Source organism: Endozoicomonas sp. ALB032 (genome assembly GCF_049310125.1).
Taxonomy (GTDB): domain Bacteria; phylum Pseudomonadota; class Gammaproteobacteria; order Pseudomonadales; family Endozoicomonadaceae; genus Endozoicomonas_A.
In genome coordinates this window covers 1071576-1093513 of the sequence record NZ_JBLYNW010000001.1, presented here as the reverse complement: position 1 = coordinate 1093513, position 21938 = coordinate 1071576, and the positions used below count along the sequence as shown (strand labels likewise).

Genomic DNA, 21938 nt, shown 5'->3' with positions numbered 1-21938 from the left:
GTTCCGCTCCGTGGATTTAAATCCCAACACTGCTGAAGTTGAAGATTCAAAAAAAAGGTCTTCTTTAAACCCTAGCTGACCTGTAGAAATTTGAATTGGAAAAGCCGGATTCTACACATTGGGCAGACAAAGGTGCTTTCTAAGGGATAAAGGGTACAGGCCCGACAGGGCCTGCAATTGGCCATTTATTCGTCTCTGGCATCCAGTACAGCAGCACCGGCATTCAGGATACCTGCGCCACAACGACGGGTATTACAGGTGCCACCAGAAAAAGGACGAGCATTGAGTTTAATGATTTCTTCCACTCTGGCCGGTGTGATACTGGGGTTGACTGAGTAGATGAGCGCTGCGACTCCGGCAACATGGGGGGTGGCCATGCTGGTACCCTGATAATACTCGTAATTATCCCGGGTAGCCGATGTGGCACCCGCATTGGCTGTAGAAAGGATACCGTTTCCGTAATAGCGAGTCTCTCCACCAGGTGCTGAAATATCCACATGACTGCCAAAGTTTGAATACCAGCTGCGGTTGCCGCTGCGATTAATAGCACCCACTGTAATCACATTTTGACAGTTGGCTGGCGTGACATAAGCGGCGTTGGTGTTTTCATTACCCGCTGCGACAACGACGGTCACCCCGGCATTGACCACTTCATTGATGGCATTTTGATAACTGCGGGGGCAGCCGTAGGAATAACCACCGAGACTCATATTAAGGACTTTTACCGGGTTGTTATTACGAGTCATGCCGTAAACATCCAGTCCGGCTGCCCAGCGCATGGCATCAATAATATCTGAGGTGTAACCGCCGCATCGGCCCAGGGCGCGCAGAGGCATGATTTTGGCATTCCAGGCAACACCCGCCACGCCAGTGCTGTTGTTTGATTCTGCCGCAATGGTGCCGGAGACGTGGGTTCCATGCCAGCTGCTCTCGGTGGGAGACGATGGCACCGGTTCTCCATTGGCATAGCCACAGGCTCCGGCTGAAGTGACAGCATCGCCTGAATCAGTGGCATTAGTGTCACGGCCGCCACCGTCATTGGCCATCCACGCCTGTGATATGAAATCATGGCCTGACACTACATTGCCATCCAGGTCCTTGTGATAGACGATGCCAGTATCTATAACGCCCACAACAACATTCGCACCTGTTGTCGTATTCCAGGCGGCGGGCAGATTAATGCCTGCTGTGGATTCAAAATAATGCCATTGCTCGTTGTAGCGTGAATCATTGGGCACGCGCATGATTTGCATAATGTAGTCTGGTTCAGCGAAGGCAATCTGAGGATCGTCTTCCAGACCCTCTGCCAGTGCCTGGACCTCATTAATGTTCAGGCTGCTGCCAATCTCAAGAATGTCTTTCTGCTTACCCGCAGCAACACCAAAGGAGCCATAACTGACTCCCTGCTTGATGAATGCCATGGCATTGCCTTCGGTGGGTTTGGGGTGATATTTAACAATGATTCGGTCGGTAACCTGACGGGGAGCTGTCGCGTTTTCTATTTCCTGGCTCGAGGCCATCAGGGGAGTGAATCCGAGAAAAGTCAGTATTAAAGCAATCCTTGCTTTCATGGCGAGATATCCTTACCTCTGGTTATTATTGGCGTGGTTCAAATCAGTATGGTTGAAGATAAACAGCACGACACAGTATCTTCAAAAGAAGTGTCAGCCGCTCTGTAGTTATCTTCATTAATTTCTACTGAGCTTGGAGAGGCCGTTGATAAAGTGGCTGAAGGTTCGCCGACTATTTTTGTAGCTCCATAGATATTCGATTTAGAGATATAAATTCTCCAATAAATGGCAAAAATTACTATATAATTTAACTGAACGGTGCCAGCAGAAAAGCAGCCTTTATCTGGGATTGCAGAAGTTCTCTCAGAGAAGTCTATCGAGTTCTTTTTATCAGTATCTACTCTTTCGACTGGGATGGCTGAATCGGTGCCAGCGATTTCGCTCAACTTTCTTCCTGGTGTTGTATCAACAATGGAAGCATGAGCGGAAGCTTTTCAGGCAATATCCGGATACGGAGTCATTGTCCGCAGGGAGGCGAGGATGATCCGCACTGCTTATTATGAAAATGCCACTGTTTCTAATCCTGAAGCTATTTTTATAGCCTGGTGTGAACGGCATTTTTTGCTCATGGCTGTATTAGCCCTGATGTTACTGTTCAGTTGCAATGCCATTGCTGACAAGAACATTTATACCGGCTGGTTCAGTAATAAAGCCGTCAGTGGTTACGATACGGTAGCTTACTTTACGGAAGCAAAAGCCGTTAAGGGCAACGCCCGGTTCAAATACAAGTACATGGGGGTAGAGTGGTACTTTTCCTCAGAAAAACACCTGAAGATTTTCAAGAAATCGCCCGATAAATATCGGCCTCAATACGGCGGTTACTGTGCCTGGGCTGTCGCCGAGAAAAAGCAAAGAGCACCGGGTGATCCGAATTATTGGAAAATTGTGGATAATAAGTTGTATCTGAATTACGACGCAGACATTCAGGGAAAGTGGCTGAAGGATATACCGGGCTTTATCAAGCTGGGTGATACGAACTGGCCAACAATGATGGCTCATTAATCCAGGCAGCGCATGATTCAACAGCGAGGTCCTGGTATCTCGCTCATTTCTCAAATGCATATCGTCACAGTGTCTTCACATTCTGTTCACTGAATTGTCATCTGCCCTACGGGTGTTGTGAATCAGTCATTGCTTTGGTGGATTCTTCAGTGCGGGCTCGATGCTGTCTGGTGGAGGTAGCTACACCAAAATTGACGGGCAGGCTGACCCCCTCCTGCGTCAGTATCAGGGCGATCAAGGCGAGATGATGGGTGGTATGATTCTGCAGAAAGAGCAGCTCTCTTATAATGCTGCTGCTGGTTTCAATGGGACTTCCCGAGTTCGTGACAGCCACCACTGACACGGTTTCGGGATAATGTGACATATCCTGGCTACCGAGCAGGATGTGGAGATTTTTCAGGTAGTCCATGGCCTGTTCTATTGACTCTTCCAGCAATTGATTCCGGGGACGATTGTCATAATCAATAGCACCGTAATCGAGCCCTTTGAAAAAGCAATGATAGAACTCAATAATGTGCCTGACATGGGTACCTACTGAACTCGACGATAGAGATGTGCTCTTTTTATATTGCTCTACGGAGAGATGGAGGAGCACTGACTCCAGCTCAGAGAGCGTGTTGATATTAAACTGGCGGGCATCGGTCAGTGTCATGATGATTCCAGATTATTTTTATCGCAGATTTGGTTAGTCTGTCATAGTGTCAGGTTCTTTGTATAGGTTCTAAACATGAGTCATGTCAACACAATGTGTTCGTCTTGAATGAAACATTGGCGAAGCCATAGTTTCTGGTTAGAATGCCTACCTTGATAAAAACTACAGCCTTTTCGACTACCTTCCAGATAATTGTGCGTTGCCGTCAGTCAGTGGCCGGCCTTGCGACTGGTAGCCGCTGAAAAGAATCAAATTGTTAAGTGACCAGAGGAGTTTTCGATGAGCAGCATTCCATCCGAACTGCGTTATGTACGTTCCCACGAGTGGATCCGAATCGAAGAAGACGGTACTGCCACTGTCGGTATTACCGATCACGCCCAGGAAGCTCTGGGTGATGTTGTGTTCGTTGAGCTGCCAGAAGTGGGGTCTATTCTGGCTGCTGAAGATGAAGCGGGTGTGGTTGAGTCCGTAAAAGCCGCTTCTGACCTCTATGCACCCATCTCTGGTGAAGTTATTGCCATTAACGAAGCGCTGGAAGAGGCACCTGAAACAGTGAACGGCGCACCCTACGATGAAGGTTGGTTCTTCAAGGTCAAGATCACCGACGAAGGTCAGCTGAGCGAACTTTTGGACGCTGAAGCCTACTCAGAATTCGTAGAGTCCGAGGCCTGATACAGGGCCGGGTTTGACGTTTCAAAATGAATGATGATCAGCTGCTGCGCTACAGCCGACAAATACTTTTGCCTCAGATCGATATTGAGGGGCAGGAGCGCCTGCTCAACGCCCATATAGTGATTGTTGGTATTGGCGGGTTGGGCTGTCCGGCAGCCATGTATCTTGCAGCAGCCGGAATCGGAAGACTGACTCTTATTGACCCGGATGTGGTGGATGCCACCAACCTGCAAAGACAAATTGCCTTCTCTACCGATGATATCGGACAATTTAAAGTGCATGCAGCGGCGGCAAGAATCAGCGCCATGAACCCGGGTGTTGAACTAGACCTCATTCCCAAAAAGCTTACAGAGCAGGAATTACTGAGTCTGCTGGAGAACAGCGATCTGGTTCTTGATGCTACTGATAACTTTGACAGCCGATTCATGGTGAATCGTTGCAGCGTTCGTTTGGGAGTGCCACTGGTCACGGGTGCAGCTATTCGCCTTAATGGCCAGTTAACGGTATTTGATCGCTGGCAGGAAAATGCACCTTGTTATCGTTGCCTTTACCCAGAAAAAGTAGCTGAAGAACTCAGCTGTTCGGAATCAGGCATTCTGGGACCTGTAGTGGGAACGATCGGTACCATGCAGGCACTGGAGGCGGTCAAGCTTCTAACAGGAGCGGGTAAGACATTGAATGGCAGACTGTTGATGTTTGATGCTGCCAGTATGGAATGGCAAAGCCTTCAGCTGATTGCTGATCCGGATTGTCCGGTGTGTGGTCAGGGAGAGAAGAAGGGCTGAGAGTTTCAGCCCTGATAGTTTTTCACTTCACTGAGCAGACGTTTTTTGTGCTCATTGTCCAGTTCATTCCAGTGGGCCCCGATTAAAGCACCTTCCATTGCATAAAGCAGTACTTTTGATACTTTAAAGCCTCTGTCTCTGACTTTGCAGTAGGCTGCCACGGCGCCTACTTCATGAAGCTGTTCAAGAGTTCGAATACCCACAGCGTTAAGCCACTGCACTGAAGTTTTACCAAGATTTTTTAATTCGATCAGGTCAGTTGCCATACCGGTTTTCCAAATCGTCCCAAGCGTCCATGGAGGGTGTGCTTGATATTTTTCTGAAAGTCAGAGGGAAATTTCTTTTAATGAGTTTAATGATAGACGAGTCTTTGAGGCTGCTCAGAAAACGGCAGCCGAAGAGGGAAAAATAGATCAATTCAATTCAATTGAATCGACAGGTCAGTGAGCAGTTTTTCACGCCAATGCTTACAGGTTGTATTGAGTACTATAGTGTGCTCTTTTTCCTGATCCGAGAGCGGTTCCTCCCACTGACGCTGCTGTTTGATCAGACCCAAGGTCGCCTCGGAAGCGTCGGTGTTGTTGAATTGACGTTTAATAATTCGGCGTTTAAGAACATCGTCGGGTGCCATACATTTGACAATAAAATAAGGGTATTGAAGTTCGATGGCAGGCTGGCAACATAACGCCCTTTCCTGAAATTTGAGAGAAGCGCCATCAATAACAACAGAAATACCCTGATTCAACAGAGAGCGAGCGGCTTCCTGAATGGTCAAATAAGTTTTTTGGGTGGCGTCCTGTGTATAAATACTCAGCCCGGCTTCATGGCTCGATGCTTCAGGCTTGAGACCAAATAATCTTTTCCGCTCGATATCTGTTCTCAGCATGATGCAGTTGGCGTGTTTCACCAGTTCCCGACCTGCTGATGTTTTTCCGGAACCCGATAGTCCCTGCATAATGGCAAGAAATGGTTTTTTAGTCTGGCAATAGCTTTCAGCCAAATTGGCATACAGGCGATATTCAGCAAGCGCTTGTGATGTCAGTTCATCGTTAAGATCATCATACGATCGGAGCAAGACGATCCTGGCTTGAACCAGCGCTTGGTAGACCCTGTAAAAACTTAATAAACCCAGGCCCCGAAAGTCCCCGCTGATATCCATATATTTATTAACGACAAAAAAAGTTAACTCAGAGAGCCCTCTGGCATCCATATTCACACAGAGGAAGCCAAGATCAGCCATGGAGTCGGTGCCGCCCTCCCGTTCTCGAATCAGGGGCCGCAATGCTTGATAGCGGTCCGAGGACCACTTTTCCACTCTGGCAAGCTGCGCAATATCTTCTTCCTGATCCAGCAAAGGTCTTATCTGATCGAAGTTTTGAGCTACCGGAAACCAGACGTGCTCTTCAGAGCCAGGGTGCTGATGGGTGGTAATGACTTCAATTTCCTGATGAAAATAAGCCAGTTGCACGGCCATATCCAGCAAAGGTTCGAGAGTTAATTGTCCCGATAAGCTGAGGGCGTCCAGCCAGTTCTCCTTTAGAAATGGGGGCATCGCTATAACATTCGATAGATTCGGAATGGTCACTGAGTATAGACAGAGGGCTTGACTAAAGCCTCAATAAAGGAAAATTAAACGCAGGGGTTGTGGTAAACATCATAACTGGAAGCAATACTTTTTACTGATTGCGCCGTGGGAAAGTAATCCGAGATAAAAACACGGCAAACCATAGAGCTATTGCGGAAAGCTATGGCGTATAATCTCGCACCATGGTCACAAAGAAAAAAACACCGTCCCGAGGCAAGCAGTCGTCAGGACGAAAGAAGAAAGCCCAGAATGCAGGGGGGCTCAGGCGCTGGTTTCCGGTTCTGGTAAAGCTGGGAGTAGTCGGCCTGATTTTGCTTGCTGCCTATTCGGTTTATCTGGACGCTGTTGTTACTCAAAAGTTTGAAGGCAAGAAATGGGCGATTCCTGCCCAGGTGTATTCTCGCCCTCTGGATCTTTATGAGGGACAGCTCCTCAACCCGAATGAGCTGCAGGCTCAACTTCGCCGCCAGGGTTATCAGGCCGTCAGAGATGTCAGGCGACCCGGTACCTTTGCCCGCTCCGGGAATCGTTTCACTATTTACAGCAGGGGTTTTCATTTCCCGGATGGTGCTGAACCTTCCCGTTATGCCAGTGTCGTATTTTCTGGTAATGAAGTCGTCAGTCTTAGAGGAAAAGCCGCCGAAAATATTCCATTGCTAAGATTGGACCCTCAACTGATAGGAGGCATTTATCCCTCAACCTTTGAGGATCGCATTCTTATCCGAGAATCCCAGGCACCAAAGCATCTGACCAAAGCCTTGTTAGCGATAGAAGACAAGAATTTTTATGACCACTGGGGGATTTCACCGAGCTCGATAGCCAGAGCATTTCTGGTCAATCTGAGAGCAGGAGGGGTCATACAGGGTGGGAGCACACTGACTCAGCAGCTGGTCAAAAACTTTTATTTGAGCAATGAACGAACCCTGACCCGAAAAATCAATGAAGCGATTATGTCGGTGCTGCTGGACTTTCATTATTCAAAAGATGACATTCTGGAAACCTATCTTAATGAAGTATATCTGGGGCAGCACGGTCGGCGGGCTATCCACGGCTTTGGTCTGGCCAGTCATTTCTACTTTGCCCAGCCCATTCAGGAGCTGAGCACTGCCCGTGTTGCTCTGCTGGTGGGGTTGGTGAAAGGTCCCTCCTATTACGATCCAAGACGTTTTCCCGAAAGGGCAAAGGAACGCAGAAATCTGGTACTCGATGTGATGGCAGATGAAGGCGTTGTGTCTCGCTCTGAAGCTGAACGATCCAAAAAACTGCCTTTGGGCGTTGTGACCCGTGAACAGCTTAATACCAGTGCTTATCCCGCGTACATTGATATGGTGAAAAAACAGCTCAGGGAAGATTACGACGAACGTGATCTTACTTCGGAAGGCCTCAGAATTTTTACCAATATGGACCCCATTATCCAGCGTTTTGCCCAGGCAAGTATGACTGATACTGTGGATCAACTTGAAAAAGATAATCCTGATCTGCAGGGAGCCATGGTGGTGACCTCCGCCCAGACCGGCGATCTTCTGGCGGTAGTAGGCGACAAAAATCCGGGTTATGTCGGTTTTAACCGGGCTCTGGATGCACGGCGCCCTGTAGGCTCATTGCTTAAGCCAGCAATCTATCTGACGGGGCTGGAGCAGCCTTCGCGCTATACGTTAACGACACCTGTCAATGATTCTCCTATCCAGGTAGATGACGGACAGGGCGGACTCTGGAAGCCTGCCAATTACGATAGCAAGTCCAGAGGCATAGTGCCTTTGCAAGAGGCACTGAGCAGGTCTTACAATCAGGCGGCAATCCAGACCGGTATGGCTCTGGGTCTGAATAATGTTCTGAACACTATTGAGCGTTTGGGGATTGAGAAAAACCTGCCACCCTATCCCTCCGTCATGTTGGGAGCCGCATCCCTTTCCCTTATGGATGTTGCCTCCATGTACCAGACCATCGCCAGTGGCGGCTTCAGGATGCCATTGCGGGCCATTGATGCGGTAGTGGATGCCCGTGGTCAACCCCTGAGGCGCTACAGTCTCTCGGTTGAGAGAGCTTTCGACTCTGCTCCTATGGAGCTTTTGCGACATGCCATGGGTCAGGTCATGAGAGAAGGTACCGGGCGTCGTGCATACTGGAGTATCAGTCAGGATATTCAGTTAGCAGGAAAGAGTGGCACCACCAATGACCTGAGAGACAGTTGGTTTGCCGGCTTTACTGGAAATCTGTTGGCAGTGGCCTGGTTGGGGAATGACGACAACAGTCCGACCAACCTGACTGGCAGTAGCGGTGCTCTCAGAGTCTGGACACGTCTTATGCAACAGGTGCCAATCAAGTCGGTGCAGCCTTTGAACAGTGAACAGATTGAGTACGTCTGGACAAAACCAGCAGAAAATGTAAGAACAGGGAAGCGCTGTGAGGGAGCGGTAAAAGTCCCTTACATTAAGGGTTCAGAGCCTGAGGATTATCAGGGTTGCGGTCGAACCGTGATTGAGCCCGCCAAGACTCTGTTTGATTCTATAAAATCATGGTTTGAGTGAATGCCTGTAGCGAGACAAAAGTGAAACGATTAATACCTCTGCTCTTTGCAGTAATCTTAACAGGGTGTGCTGGTATAAGTCAGGTGACGTATATGCCACCCTCAGATGTAGAAACTACTTCTCCTCATGGGAGTCGAACGGATGCTGTTGGTATTCTGCTGGATCAGGCATCGAGTGCCATGGCGGAAAATGATCTGAACACTGCTGAAAGTTCCCTGTCCAGAGCCATGAGAATCAGTCCAACCGATCCATCGGTGTATTTCCTGTTGGCGCAACTCAGGAAAAAACAGGGACATTATGGTCAGGCCCGAGAGCTGGCAGACAGAGCTCTGAGTCTGGGGCCGGAATCAGGTCTTAGACGACAGATTAGTAGCTTTCTGACTTCACTCGATTAAAGCGAACGTATTCAGGGAAGTCGCGTGCACTTATCGTTTGAATCCACCGTTGCATAACCCTCTTTGGAGCGGAGAGGATGTCAATCAATTTTCATAGTAAAATACGGTTTGGGTTTTCATGGTAAAAGACAGTTGATGAGTACAGAAGTAAGAGAACTATTGATAGCTCTTGAAGCAGAGTTAAAAAGACTGGACTGCTGGCAGGCTTCGCCACCTTCAGCTCAGGCGCTGGCCAGTACAACGCCTTTTTGTATGGATACCATGGGATTTACTCAGTGGCTGCAATGGCTGTTTATTCCCCGGGTCCATGCCATTCTTGATCAGGGGGCTGACTTGCCGAAAGGCTCGAACATCAAGCCTTATGCAGAAGAAGCTCTGATGGTGGAGAAAATAGAAGCCACTCATTTACTGGTGCTGGTGGAGCGGTTTGACTGTTTGATGAATTGATTTGGATCGCAGGTCAGATGAATACAGACAAAGCGGCAGACAGTATTCATCTGAAGGACTTTACACCGTCATCAGTCGTCTGACTTCCTTTTCATTCATCTCACTGCCTGCTCCTGACAGTACCAGTTCACCACGATCCAGTACGGCATATTGATCTGCCAGATCCCGGGCAAATTCAAAGTATTGTTCTACCAGCAGTATGGCCATTTCTCCCCTGTCCCTGAGCATTCCTATGACGGATTGAATATCTTTGATGATGGAAGGCTGAATACCTTCGGTTGGTTCATCAAGAATTAATAACTCCGGTTGGGTGACCAGTGCCCGGGCAATAGCCAGTTGCTGTTGTTGGCCACCCGAGAGGTCGCCTCCACGACGATGTCTCATCTCCAGCAAGACAGGAAAAAGGTCGTATATTTCCCGATCAACTCTACGCTGAGGACGCGGCAGACAGGCAAATCCTGTTTCCAGATTTTCCTGAACCGTGAGCAGAGGGAAAATCTGTCGACCCTGGGGTACGTAAGCAATTCCCTGACGGGCCCGCTGGTGTGAAGTCAGATTATTGATGGACTGACCCTTCCAGAGTATCTGCCCGGACGAGGCTGAAACTCGCCCGGCAACAGTATTCATTAATGTGGTTTTACCCACACCGTTGCGACCCATAATACTGGTGACCTGACCTTTATCCGCTGTCAGGGAGACAGACTTCAGTGCCTGACTGGCACCGTAAAAAACATCTATGTTCTGAACTTCAAGCATATTATTCTCCAGCACAGCGCTGCTTTTTGGCCTCAGGCTATCTCCCCAGATAGACGTCGATGACTTTTTGATCTTGCTGAACATGATCCAGCGACCCTTCTGCCAGGACACTGCCTTCGTGGAGTACCAGAACCTTACAGTCAAGCGCTTTGATAAAGGCCATGTCATGCTCGACGACCACGACGCTTCGCTCTTCAGACAATTCTCGAAGCAGGTCAGCGGTTCTGAAGGTTTCTTCATCTGTCATACCGGCTGCAGGCTCATCAATCAGAAGAAGCTCGGGGTCCTGAAGCAATAACATACCGATTTCAAGCCACTGCTTCTGACCGTGAGACAGGGATGCTCCAATAAAGTCACGGCGATCCTGAAGGCGGATTCTGCCGAGTGTTTTGTCAATCTTTCTATGACCCTCTGCAGAAAGAGCTTTGAACATAGACTCAAAAGGTGAACGACGACCTTTAAGAGCCAGCTCCAGATTTTCCCAGACCGTCAGGCTCTCGATGACAGAAGGTTTCTGAAACTTTCGGCCAATTCCCAGATTGGCCACTTCTGCTTCATCGTGTTGGGTGAGATCGATAGAACCTCTTGAAAGCCTTGAGCGGCTCTTGTTAAGCAGCCTTGAGCGGCTCTTATTAAGCAGCCTTGAGCGGTTTTTATTAAACAGCACCTCTCCGCTATCAGGTCGGGTTTTACCAGTGATGACGTCCATCATGGTGCTTTTACCGGCACCATTAGGGCCAATGATGGCCCTGAGTTCACACTGGTTGATTAAAAAAGACAGGCTGTTCAGGGCTTTGAAGCCATCAAAGCTGACTGTCACATTGTCAAGATAGAGAAGAGTGTTATCCGATATATGTTTATCAACCACGATCGGCTACCTCCTGTTCCCGAGTCCGGGCTGATGGTTTCAAAAACTTTTCACGAACTTGACTGAATAAACCAACAACGCCCTTGGGTAACCAGAGTGTTGTGACGACAAACAGTGCACCCAGTGCAAACAGCCAGGCATCGGGCATCGCTCCGGTAAACCAGGTTTTGGCATAATTAACGAGCAGTGCGCCTATGATTGCACCATAGAGTGTTCCTCTGCCACCAACGGCCACCCAGATCACCAGTTCAATAGAGTTGACGGGGGAGAACTCACCCGGATTAATAATGCCTACCTGTGGCACATAAAGTGCGCCTGCAATGCCGGCCAACACAGCAGAAACCACAAAAGCAACCAGCTTGTAATGTTCAACCCGATAACCCATAAAGCGGGTTCTGCTTTCGGCATCTCTGACAGCCATCAGAACTCTTCCGTAACGGGAATTCACCAGCCATCGACAAATCAGGTAGCCCAGTCCCAGGGCCAGCGCTGAAAACATCAACAGAGCGACACGGGTTGTATCACTTTGCAGGCTGAAGCCCAGAATATCTTTAAAGTCGGTCAGGCCATTGTTGCCACCAAAACCGAAATCATTCTGGAAGAACATCAGCATCAGGGCATAAGTCAGTGCCTGAGTAATGATGGACAGATAGACGCCGGTGACCCTGGAACGGAATGCCAGCCAGCCAAACAGGAAAGCGAGAATGCCGGGAACCACAGCCACCATCACAATAGTAAACAAGAAAGAATCAAAACCCTGCCAGTACCAGGGCAGTTCCTGCCAGCTTAAAAACACCATGAAGTCCGGCAGCTCAGGATTGCCATAGACACCACGGTCACCAATCTGACGCATCAGGTACATCCCCATGGCATAGCCACCGAGGGCAAAAAAGGCACCATGGCCGAGACTGAGGATGCCGCAATAACCCCAGACCAGATCGAGAGCCAGGGCCAGAAGGCCGAGACAGAGATATTTTCCAAGCAGCGTGACGGTATAACTGCTGACATGCAGGGCAGAGCCTTCAGGTGCCAGAAGGTTGAGTCCACAGACCATGATGCTAATGACAAAAACCGCGATCAAAAGCCATTTGCCTGCTGGATCGTCGAGAAGAAAACGACTAAGAGGACCTTTTCCATGCATCTTTTGCCTATGGCTGTTTTTTGGCTCATGGCTCTTTGACGACAATGTTACAGAACTCACGGATCAATCCTCCACCGCACGACCCTTGAGGGCGAACAGGCCTTTGGGTCTTTTCTGAATAAACAGAATAATGAAAATCAGTACCAGGATTTTGGCAACGACTGCACCTGCCCAGGGTTCCAGCAACTTATTGACGACACCCAGGCTCATGGCTGCCACCAGTGTGCCCCAGAGATTTCCAACACCACCAAAGACCACCACCATGAAAGAGTCGATGATGTAGTTCTGGCCGAGATTTGGACCCACATTGGTTAACTGGGACAGGGCAACACCAGCAACGCCGGCAATACCGGAACCAAGGCCAAAGGTCAGTGCGTCAATACGGTGGGTGGGAATACCCATAGAGTTGGCCATGGCGCGATTCTGGGTAACTGCCCGCACATTCAAACCAAATCGGGTGTAGCGCAGGATAAACAACAGAGTCAGAAAGACGGCCAGACTGAAGCCAATGATGTAGACCCGGTTCCAGGTCAGAGATAAAGCTTCATTGATCACCCAGGAGCCGCTTAACCATTCCGGTGTTGAGACTGCCTGGTTCAGGGGAGAGAAGACGGTTCTTACGGCCTGTTGCAGTATCAGACTGATACCAAAAGTGGCTAGAAGCGTTTCCAGTGGGCGACCATAAAGGTGACGTATGACCAGTCGCTCAATCAAAATACCGACGGTACCAGCAACAACAAAGGCGGCAGGAATGGCAATAAACAGAGATTGTTCCAAGAATGATGGAAAAGCTGATTGAATGACAAAAGTCGTATAAGCGCCAAGCATCATCATTTCGCCATGGGCCATGTTGATAACCCCCATAACACCAAAAGTGATCGCCAGACCAATGGCAGCCAGAAGTAATACCGAACCCAGACTCAAGCCAAAGAAAACACTTTCTATTGCGGAGTAGTACTCCTGTCTTCGATCCATGTCGGCCAGTGCGGTGTCTATGCCCAGAAGAATTTCTTTGTTCTTAGTCTCTGTTTTCGCTGATTCCAATACTGAACGAACGAAAGGGTCATCAGACTCAGACAGAATTTCAAGGCTTTGGAGCTTGAGTTCATCACTACCCTGTTGGATCTGATATAAGGCAACCGCTGTTGTCAGAGCTGAATGAACATCCTCATCGGACTCCTTCTCCAGCATGGTTTTGAGAATGGCCAATGTGTCAGCCTGAAGGTTTCTGGATGTTTCCTTAACTGCCTGAAGGCGCTTTTCCGGGTCTTCAGACTTGAGGTCCCAGAGAGCCAGAGCGGTTCTGATGGAGTTTCGCAGCCGGTTATTGATTCTGATTTTTTTCAAGCTGCGCTTTTTGACTTCACCCAGGGCTTCATCGGTAATCGGGTCAGCAATGAGATACAGTCGACCTGACTTATTGCCCGTGACCAGACGACCCGTGCTCTTTTCAATAAACAGTTGGCCAGATAACCAGAGGGTTAACAGTTTCTGGCTTTTATCATCACCTTTGGCAGAGAGATGGGTTACGGTGGTCTCCAGTTTGTCCCATGACTTCTCACTCAATTGTCTGGCCAGCTCTTCATTGCTTGTGGTGTTGCTATTGGCCAGAGCCTGTGAGGATGAGACAAAGACAAAAAGAAGACAGAGGCATACTAAAGGCAATACTTGCCAGAGTCTCCAGGTCATAAAATTTCCAGTGAATAACTATGTGTTGGCCTGTCTTGTATTGGACAGGCGTTTGGTGATGGCATGAAAAAACTAACTTCTCATGCCATGTGATACCAATCGAACTTTCTAACTCCCTATTGCGCTGAAGATTTGGGCTTTAATCCTGCGTTGGCGATCGTCGCCTTGTCTTAAGGCTCAAATCTCCATGCTCATTACGGGAGTTAGAGAGCACTATTGCTATGACTTCAACAAAAGACGACTAATCAGTAGTTCTGACCAGAGCAGACACCTGATTCCAGGTTGTAGTTGCCGCACTTGATCGGGGCTGACCAGTCAGCAACAATTTTCGAGCTTTCGGGCAGATATTGAGTCCAGGCATCACCAATGACGCCCCCTTTGGTTTCCCAGACAATTTCAAACTGGCCATCGTCCTGAATTTCGCCAATCAATACCGGTTTGGTCAGGTGATGGTTGGTGTTCATCACTGCAATACCACCCGTCAGGTTGGGAACAGTGATGCCATACATGGCCGAACGGACGGCATCAACGCTGGTGGTTCCTGCTTTTTCAACGGCTTTTGTCCACATGTTGAAGCCAATATAAGTGGCTTCCATTGGATCATTGGCAACACGCTCTTCATTCTTGGTAAAGGTCTGCCAGGTTTCGATGAACTCATCGTTGATATCACTCTCGGCGCTCATAAAGTAGTTCCAGGCTGCCAGGTGGCCTACCAGAGGTGCAGTATCTATACCTGACAGCTCTTCTTCACCAACAGAGAAGGCAATCACCGGAATCTGTTCAGCAGCAATGCCCTGATTAGCCAGTTCTTTATAGAAAGGTACGTTGGCGTCGCCATTAATGGTGGAAATAACCGCCGTTTTTTGACCAGCTTTACCAAACTTCTTGATATCAGAAACAATGGTCTGCCAGTCAGAGTGACCAAAAGGCGTGTAATTGATCATGATGTCCGACTCTTTGATACCCTTGCTCTTCAGGTAGGATTCCAGAATCTTGTTGGTGGTTCTCGGGTAGACGTAATCAGTACCGGCCAGAACAAAACGTTTGACGCTGCCGCCCTCTGAACTCATTAGATAATCAACCGCAGGAATAGCCTGCTGGTTAGGCGCTGCGCCGGTGTAGAAAACGTTTTTGGATGACTCTTGTCCCTCATACTGAACCGGGTAGAACATCAGGCCGTTTAACTCTTCAACCACTGGCAGAACTGATTTTCTGGATACGGAAGTCCAGCCGCCAAAAATGACATCGACTTTTTCTTTTGCCAGCAGCTCACGCGCTTTTTCTGCAAACAGAGGCCAGTCAGAGGCAGGATCAACAACAACCGCTTCGAGTTTCTTACCCAGTAGTCCACCTTTCTTATTCTGCTCGTCCACCATCATTAAAACAGTGTCTTTTAATGTGGTTTCACTGATCGCCATGGTGCCTGACAGAGAATGTAAAACACCTACCTTGATGGTCTCTGCAGCCTGGGATATGACCGAAAAAGAGAGGGCGGCGGTTGCTGCAGAAGCTACAACCAGGCCCTTCGAGAGTTTTTTGAGGGAGCTCTTCATAGTTTTTATTAATCCTGTTTTTTATCCTTATGTGCGACAGTGTGACAGCAATGTGCATGCCAATATATTAAGTAACTGTCGTTCATTAGGAAAAGCTCTCACTTCTAACAGTTGAGTTAGAGTTAATTTCTTAATATCGTCTTGACAGTAGATGCCTTATTTCAGAACATCCTCGATCACCAATATGGTGCCTATGTATTTTTTTGGTGCTATTTAAGCTGACTTTATGGTCAAGAATGTCAGCAGTCGTATAAAAATAAAATGGAACATCTTTTGCAGGCCAGAGATGACCTTTAACAGTAAGGGCAGAAGTATGGGGCTGGCATTCAATCGACACTCTATCCCGCGATCCAACCCGGATACTGATTCCAATCAGGGTGACGTTGCGTCCGGAGACAGCGGCTGGCGTGCCGGAATTGCTGTGGAGCTGAAATACATGGACGGCCATACCCGCATGGGCCGCACGCGCCATTATGGTCCCCTGCGGATTCAACGTCCGTTCTGGCCAGAAGGTAAAGACCTGGCGCATCTCTATATTCTTCACCCGCCAGGAGGGTTGGTGGCCGGTGATGAGCTGATTCAGAGTTTTGAAGCCCACTCTGGTGCATCCGGACTGGTGACTACTCCTGCTGCAGGGAAAGTCTACTTTAATGGTAATGGCCGTCTTCAGAAACAGCTGACGTCCATGGTCGTTCAAGACAATGCCTGTCTTGAATGGTTGCCTCAGGAAACTATTATTTTCAATGGTGCAGAAGCGGAACTGAATACATCCATTGAGTTGGACGGCAATGGCTGCTACGCAGGCTGGGATATCGTTTGTCTTGGTCGTAAAGCCAGTGGCGAAGCCTTTGAGCAGGGCAGGGTGATCCAGAATCTTCACCTCACTCGTAACGATCAGCCACTTTATCGAGAAAGGCTGGAGCTGGCAGCGGGCTCACCTCTTGCTCAGTCCGTTCTTGGTCTTAATGGCCAGCATGTATTCGGTACACTGCTCATGACCTTTGAACAAGACCCCGGTTGTGATCATCTGCATGAAAGGCTGGAAGCCTGCGGAGGCTCTAAATGTACAGCCATTACCTGGCGAAACGGGGTTTTTATTGCTCGCTATCTGGGCAGCTCACCTGAACAGGCCAGAACACTGTTTACCTGGCTTTGGAATGAGCTCCGTGGCCAATTGAATGGCCGGAAAGGTTGTAAGCCCAGAATCTGGAATACCTGATTGTTGATGCCTATAACCTACCAATAGCGCATTAAAAGACCACAAGGATAAATTGGAGGGCTCTCATGGAGCTGACCCCCAGAGAAAAAGACAAATTGCTGTTATACACAGCGGCACTGGTTGCTGAACGTCGCCTTGGCAGGGGAGTAAAGCTGAATTACCCGGAGTCCATTGCGCTGATTTCGATGCACATAATGGAGGGCGCCAGAGACGGCAAGACAGTTGCTCAGCTGATGAATGAAGGGCGTGAAATCCTCACCCGTGACCATGTCATGGAAGGCATTCCCGAGATGATTCATGAAGTTCAGGTAGAAGCCACCTTTCCGGACGGCACCAAACTGGTGACGGTTCACAATCCCATTGCGTAGAGCAGGAGGTTTTATGATTCCAGGAGAGGTCATTGCCTGCGAAGAGGCAATCGACATTAATAAAGGGCGTGAGACCTGCGTTGTCTCCGTGGCCAATACTGGCGACAGGCCAGTACAGGTTGGTTCTCATTATCATTTCTATGAAGTGAACCCGGCACTGGCTTTTGATCGGGAATCCACTCTCGGTTTCCGGTTGAATATCCCGGCAGGAACCGCTGTCCGTTTTGAGCCTGGTCAGGATCGACAGGTTGAATTGGTGCGTTTTGCCGGAGAAGGCAAAATCTATGGTTTCCGTGGTGATGTCATGGGTGAGCTTGAGCAGGGAGATAAATAATGGCCAGAATGGAACGTCAAACCTATGTGGACATGTTTGGTCCGACTGTAGGCGACAAAGTACGTCTTGGTGACACGGATCTGTTCATCAGTCCGGAGAAAGACTTTACCGTTTATGGCGACGAAGTGAAGTTTGGAGGCGGCAAGGTTATTCGTGACGGTATGGGCCAGAGTCAGAGAACAGGGGCTGATGTTGTGGATACGGTCATTACCAATGCTCTGATTCTGGATCACTGGGGCATCGTAAAAGCGGATATTGGCATTAAAAACGGCCGGATAGAAAAGATAGGCAAGGCCGGCAACCCCGACGTGCAGGCCGGAGTCGACATCATTATTGGTCCCGGCACCGAAGTGATTGCTGGCGAAGGTCAGGTTGTCACTGCGGGGGGGATTGATGCCCATATCCACTTCATCTGCCCCCAACAGATAGAAGAAGCCCTGGCTTCCGGGGTCACCACCATGCTCGGTGGCGGCACCGGACCTGCTACAGGGAGCAATGCGACAACCTGTACACCCGGTGAGTGGCATATGAGTTCCATGCTGCAGGCTGTGGACAGTTTACCTATGAATATCGGTTTTCTTGGCAAAGGCAACGCCAGCATACCCGCAGCACTGGAAGAGCAGGTTCTGGCGGGAGCCATGGGGCTCAAGCTTCATGAAGACTGGGGGACCACTCCAGCCTCTATTGACTGTTGCCTTGGAGTGGCAGAGAAATACGACATTCAGGTAGCTATTCACACCGACACCCTAAATGAATCCGGCTTTGTTGAAGATACTATTGCCGCATTCAAGGGCAGAGTTATCCACACCTATCATACCGAGGGTGCCGGAGGCGGACATGCTCCCGATATTATCAAGGCCTGTGGTGAAGACTTTGTGCTTCCGTCGTCTACCAACCCGACACGTCCATACACCATCAACACGGTTGATGAGCATCTGGATATGCTGATGGTTTGTCACCATCTCGATCCGAACATTCCTGAAGATGTGGCTTTTGCCGACTCCCGCATTCGTCGAGAAACCATTGCAGCAGAAGATATTCTACATGACCTGGGCGCTTTCTCGATGATTGCTTCGGACTCCCAGGCCATGGGGCGGGTCGGTGAAGTGGTTTGTCGTACCTGGCAGACGGCTCATAAAATGAAAGTTCAACGGGGATTATTGCCTGAAGACTCATCGGCGGGTGTGGATAACTTCAGGGCACGCCGTTATGTGGCGAAATACACCATGAATCCGGCAATAACCCATGGTATTTCTCATGAAGTGGGCTCTGTCGAGCCGGGTAAGCTGGCTGACCTGGTGCTTTGGAAACCGGCATTCTTTGGCACTAAACCTTCTCTGGTATTAAAGGGTGGAGCGATTGCCATGGCACCTATGGGTGATCCCAATGCGTCTATCCCGACACCACAACCGGTTCATTACCGACCCATGTTTGGGGCTCTGGGTAAAACCGTTTCTGCTACCTCTCTTTCGTTTGTTTCGCAGGCCGCTTTTGAAAACGACATTGGCCGTAAACTAGGATTGAATAAAGTCGTTTCTGCGGTAAAAAATACCCGAACGATTCGCAAGAAAGATATGTTGCTGAACACCTGGCAGCCCCATATGGAAGTGAATCCAGAGACCTATGAAGTGCGTGCCGATGGCGAGCTGCTGGTCTGTGAACCGGCCAAAGTCGTACCTCTGGCACAGCGCTACTTTCTTTTTTAATCATTTTTTACAATAAATAGCCCAAAGCCAATCAAGCAAAGGAAAATAAGAAATGCTGAAGTTAACCAGGCGCCTGCAGGAAACTGATGTTCAGCACAATGATGAGCTATTGCTGCCATTTGATGAGCGCAAGAGAGGTCGTTTAAAAGCGACCACCCAGGGAGGAAGAGCAGCGGGAATATTCATCGAGCGCGGCGATGTTTTAAGAGACGGCACCCTGCTTCAGGCAGACAGCGGTGAAGTCGTATTGATTCGAGCCAGCGATGAAGAGGTCACAACCGCCAGTTGTGAGAATGCCCTGACGTTTGCCAAAGCCTGCTATCACCTTGGCAATCGCCATGTTCCGTTACAGATAGGTAATAACTGGCTTCGATTCCAGAAAGATCACGTTCTGGATGAAATGGTGATGTTACTGGGGCTGACGGTAGATCACACGGAAGCTCCTTTTGAGCCCGAAAGCGGTGCTTACGCCAGGGGGCATAGTCATCACCATCATCATCACTCTGGTGAGCACAGCCATGAGCCGGTAGAAAACCATGAATACTGAGGCATTACTTGGCCTTTTGCATTTATCCAGTCCAGCCCTGCCTGTTGGGGCTTTTGCTTACTCTCAGGGTCTGGAAACCGCTATTGATCGGCAATGGTGTTTTGATCGTGAGTCCACCTGCCATTGGGTCTCTCAGTTGCTCGGGCAGGGAATGGGTCGTCTTGATGTTCCGGTATTCTTTCGACTTTACGACGCTTTCCGGTCTGACGACAGGCCATCAGTTGAGCACTGGAACCGTCAATTGCTCGCCTTTCGAGAAACTCGAGAGCTTTATGATGAAGACTGTCAGGTGGGCAGGGCATTCAAAACCTGGCTGAAGTCTTTATTCCCGGAAGAATCCAGAGCGGACTGGCTGGAGATACCCTCCCAGGCAGCTATGTTTGCTTTATCGAGTTTATGTCACGGTATGGAGAAAGACATTGCCGCTATCGGGCTGCTTTGGTCATGGTGCGAAAACCAGGTGACAGCAGCAACCAAGGCGGTACCCCTGGGACAGACCGATGCCCAGAAAATTTTGCACCATCTGGCCAGTGAAATTGGCCCTGTGATCGAGAGCGCCAAGACGATTCATGATCACGAATTGGGGAATAACCTGGTGCATTTCGCCATGGCCAGCAGCTGGCATGAGCACCAGTATTCAAGATTGTTCAGATCCTAGGAAGAAGAAATATGACTAGCAAGCAGACTCAAACCCTCCGCGTTGGTGTCGGTGGTCCTGTGGGGTCCGGTAAAACAGCACTGCTTACCAAACTCTGTGCATCCATGCGCCAGCATTATAATCTGGCAGTGGTGACTAATGATATTTATACGAAAGAAGACGCGCAGTTTCTGATTCGTCATGAGGCGTTGGAAGAAGATCGCATCATTGGCGTTGAAACCGGTGGATGCCCTCATACGGCTATTCGTGAAGATGCATCCATGAATCTGGCAGCAGTGGATGAGCTTTGTCAGAGACATCCGGGACTGGAAATGGTTCTGGTGGAATCCGGTGGCGATAACCTCAGTGCAACCTTCAGCCCTGAGCTGTCCGACCTGACCATCTACGTCATTGATGTTTCCGCAGGAGACAAGATTCCTCGTAAGGGAGGGCCGGGTATTACCCGTTCTGATCTGTTGATCATCAATAAAACCGATCTTGCACCTATCGTTGGAGCCTCTCTGGAAGTCATGGACAGGGATGCAAAAAAGATGCGCGGAGATCGTCCTTTCCTGTTCACCAACCTGAAAGCGGAGCAGGGTGTCCGTGAAGTGATCGACTTTATCGTTGACAAAGGCATGTTGGAAGCGAAAATGCCTGAAAAACAGGATCACGAACCCACTGCCGTGAGCGTATAATGTCGCATATTCACCGTTTGCGGTAATAAAAATAGACAGGAGTAGTACGATATGAAAAAACTGAGAGCTGTTTCTATAGCCACTGCCGCCGTGTTGGTCTCTTCTCAGGCGTTTGCTCATCCGGGAGACCATTCAGAGGGAAGTGTTTTCTCATTGCTGATGCACTTTCTAACTGAGCCCGATCATATGGTCTTTATCGGCGTCACCGGTGCCCTGGCGTGTTTTTCCTACCGTATCTATAAAAAGATTACAGCTAAAAAACGTCAGAGTTAATCAACGAAGCCGGGCAGTTAAGCCTGCCCGGTGGTTATTGTGGCCCTGCTCAGAAACAGAACTGTTTCATTTGCTGATGAATTCTCTCCTTCTCCCTTTCCCGGTCTTCGTCATTCAGTATTTCAAAACTGCCATCGGCTTTGTCCAGACGTACCTGATCATCACTGTCGAGTGTCTCGAGGTTGGCTGAAAGAGTATTACAGTAAGCCAGAACTTCTGGGTTTTGACGGGTTTCAGAAGGATTCTTCGGGGTGGACTCAGATTCAACGGAAGGGGGCGGGTCTTCAGGCTCTTCTTTATGCTCGTTCACCGTTGAAATGATCTCGGTATCAACATTAACCAGTGGCGGTCTGGAGGAGTAGTGAGCTGTGCCCTTTTCATCAATCCACTTGTAAATTTTTTCTGCCTGAACGGGTAGGCTGAGGCAAGCCGTCAGAAGCAGCAAAACCAGGGCTTGTATTGCTTTCATGCTGATTATCCTTAAGTGTTTGATTTATTATTGGAAACATCAC

The 21938-nt window shown here is 49.1% G+C and carries 25 protein-coding genes; 14 read left to right on the top strand and 11 right to left on the bottom strand.

What is annotated here, in order from left to right:
- Positions 1–185: 185 nt before the first annotated feature.
- Both ACO6VG_RS03325 and ACO6VG_RS03320 read right to left on the bottom strand, forming a co-directional pair.
- On the bottom strand, positions 186–1571 hold the full coding sequence (locus ACO6VG_RS03325) for a S8 family peptidase (RefSeq protein WP_422135569.1): 1386 nt from the start codon (positions 1569–1571) through the stop codon (positions 186–188).
- Positions 1572–1609: 38 nt separating this feature from the next.
- Entirely contained in the window at positions 1610–1957 is a 348-nt protein-coding gene (locus ACO6VG_RS03320; protein ID WP_422135568.1) for a hypothetical protein, read from the bottom strand.
- Between the two features lie 94 nt (positions 1958–2051).
- On the opposite strand from ACO6VG_RS03320, the gene ACO6VG_RS03315 reads away from it, so the two are divergent.
- The gene (locus ACO6VG_RS03315; protein ID WP_422139075.1) at positions 2052–2573 is read left to right on the top strand and encodes a YHS domain-containing (seleno)protein; all 522 of its coding nucleotides are present in this window, start codon (positions 2052–2054) and stop codon (positions 2571–2573) included.
- Between the two features lie 106 nt (positions 2574–2679).
- Here ACO6VG_RS03315 and ACO6VG_RS03310 read toward each other — a convergent pair whose 3' ends face one another.
- Complete coding sequence (locus ACO6VG_RS03310; RefSeq protein ID WP_422135566.1) at positions 2680–3225, bottom strand: DinB family protein; 546 nt, start codon at positions 3223–3225, stop codon at positions 2680–2682.
- Positions 3226–3504: 279 nt separating this feature from the next.
- On the opposite strand from ACO6VG_RS03310, the gene gcvH reads away from it, so the two are divergent.
- Together gcvH and ACO6VG_RS03300 are read left to right on the top strand one after the other, a co-directional pair.
- On the top strand, positions 3505–3897 hold the full coding sequence (gcvH, locus tag ACO6VG_RS03305) for a glycine cleavage system protein GcvH (protein ID WP_422135565.1): 393 nt from the start codon (positions 3505–3507) through the stop codon (positions 3895–3897).
- A gap of 26 nt (positions 3898–3923) precedes the next feature.
- Positions 3924–4682 (top strand): HesA/MoeB/ThiF family protein, encoded by a 759-nt coding sequence (locus ACO6VG_RS03300; RefSeq protein ID WP_422412359.1) that lies wholly within the window; start codon positions 3924–3926, stop codon positions 4680–4682.
- Between the two features lie 5 nt (positions 4683–4687).
- On the opposite strand, the gene ACO6VG_RS03295 is transcribed toward ACO6VG_RS03300, so the two are convergent.
- A complete protein-coding gene (locus tag ACO6VG_RS03295; RefSeq protein ID WP_422135563.1) occupies positions 4688–4948 on the bottom strand; it encodes a TfoX/Sxy family protein in 261 nt (86 codons plus the stop codon).
- A gap of 152 nt (positions 4949–5100) precedes the next feature.
- Complete coding sequence (locus ACO6VG_RS03290; protein ID WP_422135562.1) at positions 5101–6234, bottom strand: AAA family ATPase; 1134 nt, start codon at positions 6232–6234, stop codon at positions 5101–5103.
- A 215-nt stretch (positions 6235–6449) separates the two neighbouring features.
- On the opposite strand from ACO6VG_RS03290, the gene mrcB reads away from it, so the two are divergent.
- The 3 genes from mrcB (at position 6450) to ACO6VG_RS03275 (ending at position 9637) form a co-directional block, all read left to right on the top strand.
- The gene (gene mrcB / locus ACO6VG_RS03285) at positions 6450–8795 is read left to right on the top strand and encodes a penicillin-binding protein 1B (RefSeq protein WP_422472715.1); all 2346 of its coding nucleotides are present in this window, start codon (positions 6450–6452) and stop codon (positions 8793–8795) included.
- Between the two features lie 92 nt (positions 8796–8887).
- Entirely contained in the window at positions 8888–9190 is a 303-nt protein-coding gene (locus ACO6VG_RS03280; protein ID WP_422135560.1) for a tetratricopeptide repeat protein, read from the top strand.
- Positions 9191–9325: 135 nt separating this feature from the next.
- Positions 9326–9637: a YqcC family protein gene (locus tag ACO6VG_RS03275; protein ID WP_422135559.1), complete on the top strand. Its 312-nt coding sequence runs from the start codon at positions 9326–9328 to the stop codon at positions 9635–9637.
- Positions 9638–9697: 60 nt separating this feature from the next.
- Here ACO6VG_RS03275 and urtE read toward each other — a convergent pair whose 3' ends face one another.
- The 5 genes from urtE to urtA all read right to left on the bottom strand — a co-directional run bounded on the left by urtE (position 9698) and on the right by urtA (position 15644).
- Positions 9698–10393 (bottom strand): urea ABC transporter ATP-binding subunit UrtE, encoded by a 696-nt coding sequence (gene urtE / locus ACO6VG_RS03270; RefSeq protein ID WP_422135558.1) that lies wholly within the window; start codon positions 10391–10393, stop codon positions 9698–9700.
- Between the two features lie 37 nt (positions 10394–10430).
- A complete protein-coding gene (locus ACO6VG_RS03265) occupies positions 10431–11261 on the bottom strand; it encodes an ABC transporter ATP-binding protein (RefSeq protein ID WP_422472713.1) in 831 nt (276 codons plus the stop codon).
- Positions 11254–12402, bottom strand: coding sequence for an urea ABC transporter permease subunit UrtC (gene urtC, locus ACO6VG_RS03260; RefSeq protein WP_422137041.1), 1149 nt, complete (start codon positions 12400–12402; stop codon positions 11254–11256). The genes ACO6VG_RS03265 and urtC overlap by 8 nt, the downstream gene beginning before the upstream one ends.
- Before the next feature lie 63 nt (positions 12403–12465).
- Entirely contained in the window at positions 12466–14091 is a 1626-nt protein-coding gene (urtB, locus tag ACO6VG_RS03255) for an urea ABC transporter permease subunit UrtB (protein WP_422139070.1), read from the bottom strand.
- A gap of 245 nt (positions 14092–14336) precedes the next feature.
- On the bottom strand, positions 14337–15644 hold the full coding sequence (urtA, locus tag ACO6VG_RS03250; RefSeq protein WP_422139069.1) for an urea ABC transporter substrate-binding protein: 1308 nt from the start codon (positions 15642–15644) through the stop codon (positions 14337–14339).
- A gap of 286 nt (positions 15645–15930) precedes the next feature.
- Between urtA and ACO6VG_RS03245 the strand changes: the two genes are divergently transcribed.
- From ACO6VG_RS03245 to ACO6VG_RS03210, 8 genes are all read left to right on the top strand, one after another.
- Positions 15931–16863 (top strand): urease accessory protein UreD, encoded by a 933-nt coding sequence (locus tag ACO6VG_RS03245; RefSeq protein ID WP_422139068.1) that lies wholly within the window; start codon positions 15931–15933, stop codon positions 16861–16863.
- A gap of 65 nt (positions 16864–16928) precedes the next feature.
- Positions 16929–17231, top strand: a complete 303-nt coding sequence (locus ACO6VG_RS03240; RefSeq protein WP_422135553.1) for an urease subunit gamma — start codon at positions 16929–16931, stop codon at positions 17229–17231.
- A 13-nt stretch (positions 17232–17244) separates the two neighbouring features.
- On the top strand, positions 17245–17565 hold the full coding sequence (locus tag ACO6VG_RS03235) for an urease subunit beta (protein ID WP_422135552.1): 321 nt from the start codon (positions 17245–17247) through the stop codon (positions 17563–17565).
- On the top strand, positions 17565–19271 hold the full coding sequence (gene ureC / locus ACO6VG_RS03230) for an urease subunit alpha (protein ID WP_422139067.1): 1707 nt from the start codon (positions 17565–17567) through the stop codon (positions 19269–19271). Before ACO6VG_RS03235 ends, ureC begins: the two co-directional genes overlap by 1 nt.
- A gap of 52 nt (positions 19272–19323) precedes the next feature.
- Entirely contained in the window at positions 19324–19818 is a 495-nt protein-coding gene (gene ureE / locus ACO6VG_RS03225; protein WP_422135550.1) for an urease accessory protein UreE, read from the top strand.
- Complete coding sequence (locus ACO6VG_RS03220) at positions 19808–20476, top strand: urease accessory protein UreF (RefSeq protein WP_422135549.1); 669 nt, start codon at positions 19808–19810, stop codon at positions 20474–20476. Before ureE ends, ACO6VG_RS03220 begins: the two co-directional genes overlap by 11 nt.
- An 11-nt stretch (positions 20477–20487) precedes the next feature.
- Positions 20488–21153 carry an urease accessory protein UreG gene (gene ureG / locus ACO6VG_RS03215; protein ID WP_422135548.1) on the top strand — a complete coding sequence of 222 codons (666 nt, stop codon included), beginning with the start codon at positions 20488–20490 and terminating at the stop codon, positions 21151–21153.
- A 51-nt stretch (positions 21154–21204) separates the two neighbouring features.
- Entirely contained in the window at positions 21205–21426 is a 222-nt protein-coding gene (locus ACO6VG_RS03210) for a HupE/UreJ family protein (protein WP_422135547.1), read from the top strand.
- Between the two features lie 49 nt (positions 21427–21475).
- On the opposite strand, the gene ACO6VG_RS03205 is transcribed toward ACO6VG_RS03210, so the two are convergent.
- Complete coding sequence (locus ACO6VG_RS03205; protein WP_422135546.1) at positions 21476–21895, bottom strand: DUF4124 domain-containing protein; 420 nt, start codon at positions 21893–21895, stop codon at positions 21476–21478.
- Positions 21896–21938 lie beyond the last annotated feature (43 nt).

Coding starts and splice junctions, on each gene's coding strand:
- ACO6VG_RS03325 (WP_422135569.1), bottom strand. CDS start 1,571: ATGAAAGCAAGGATTGCTTTAATACTGACTTTTCTCGGATTCACTCCC.
- ACO6VG_RS03315 (WP_422139075.1), top strand. CDS start 2,052: ATGATCCGCACTGCTTATTATGAAAATGCCACTGTTTCTAATCCTGAA.
- ACO6VG_RS03310 (WP_422135566.1), bottom strand. CDS start 3,225: ATGACACTGACCGATGCCCGCCAGTTTAATATCAACACGCTCTCTGAG.
- gcvH (WP_422135565.1), top strand. CDS start 3,505: ATGAGCAGCATTCCATCCGAACTGCGTTATGTACGTTCCCACGAGTGG.
- ACO6VG_RS03300 (WP_422412359.1), top strand. CDS start 3,924: ATGAATGATGATCAGCTGCTGCGCTACAGCCGACAAATACTTTTGCCT.
- ACO6VG_RS03295 (WP_422135563.1), bottom strand. CDS start 4,948: ATGGCAACTGACCTGATCGAATTAAAAAATCTTGGTAAAACTTCAGTG.
- ACO6VG_RS03290 (WP_422135562.1), bottom strand. CDS start 6,234: ATGCCCCCATTTCTAAAGGAGAACTGGCTGGACGCCCTCAGCTTATCG.
- mrcB (WP_422472715.1), top strand. CDS start 6,450: ATGGTCACAAAGAAAAAAACACCGTCCCGAGGCAAGCAGTCGTCAGGA.
- ACO6VG_RS03280 (WP_422135560.1), top strand. CDS start 8,888: ATGCCACCCTCAGATGTAGAAACTACTTCTCCTCATGGGAGTCGAACG.
- ACO6VG_RS03275 (WP_422135559.1), top strand. CDS start 9,326: ATGAGTACAGAAGTAAGAGAACTATTGATAGCTCTTGAAGCAGAGTTA.
- urtE (WP_422135558.1), bottom strand. CDS start 10,393: ATGCTTGAAGTTCAGAACATAGATGTTTTTTACGGTGCCAGTCAGGCA.
- urtC (WP_422137041.1), bottom strand. CDS start 12,402: ATGCATGGAAAAGGTCCTCTTAGTCGTTTTCTTCTCGACGATCCAGCA.
- urtB (WP_422139070.1), bottom strand. CDS start 14,091: ATGACCTGGAGACTCTGGCAAGTATTGCCTTTAGTATGCCTCTGTCTT.
- urtA (WP_422139069.1), bottom strand. CDS start 15,644: ATGAAGAGCTCCCTCAAAAAACTCTCGAAGGGCCTGGTTGTAGCTTCT.
- ACO6VG_RS03245 (WP_422139068.1), top strand. CDS start 15,931: ATGACCTTTAACAGTAAGGGCAGAAGTATGGGGCTGGCATTCAATCGA.
- ACO6VG_RS03240 (WP_422135553.1), top strand. CDS start 16,929: ATGGAGCTGACCCCCAGAGAAAAAGACAAATTGCTGTTATACACAGCG.
- ACO6VG_RS03235 (WP_422135552.1), top strand. CDS start 17,245: ATGATTCCAGGAGAGGTCATTGCCTGCGAAGAGGCAATCGACATTAAT.
- ureC (WP_422139067.1), top strand. CDS start 17,565: ATGGCCAGAATGGAACGTCAAACCTATGTGGACATGTTTGGTCCGACT.
- ureE (WP_422135550.1), top strand. CDS start 19,324: ATGCTGAAGTTAACCAGGCGCCTGCAGGAAACTGATGTTCAGCACAAT.
- ACO6VG_RS03220 (WP_422135549.1), top strand. CDS start 19,808: ATGAATACTGAGGCATTACTTGGCCTTTTGCATTTATCCAGTCCAGCC.
- ureG (WP_422135548.1), top strand. CDS start 20,488: ATGACTAGCAAGCAGACTCAAACCCTCCGCGTTGGTGTCGGTGGTCCT.
- ACO6VG_RS03210 (WP_422135547.1), top strand. CDS start 21,205: ATGAAAAAACTGAGAGCTGTTTCTATAGCCACTGCCGCCGTGTTGGTC.
- ACO6VG_RS03205 (WP_422135546.1), bottom strand. CDS start 21,895: ATGAAAGCAATACAAGCCCTGGTTTTGCTGCTTCTGACGGCTTGCCTC.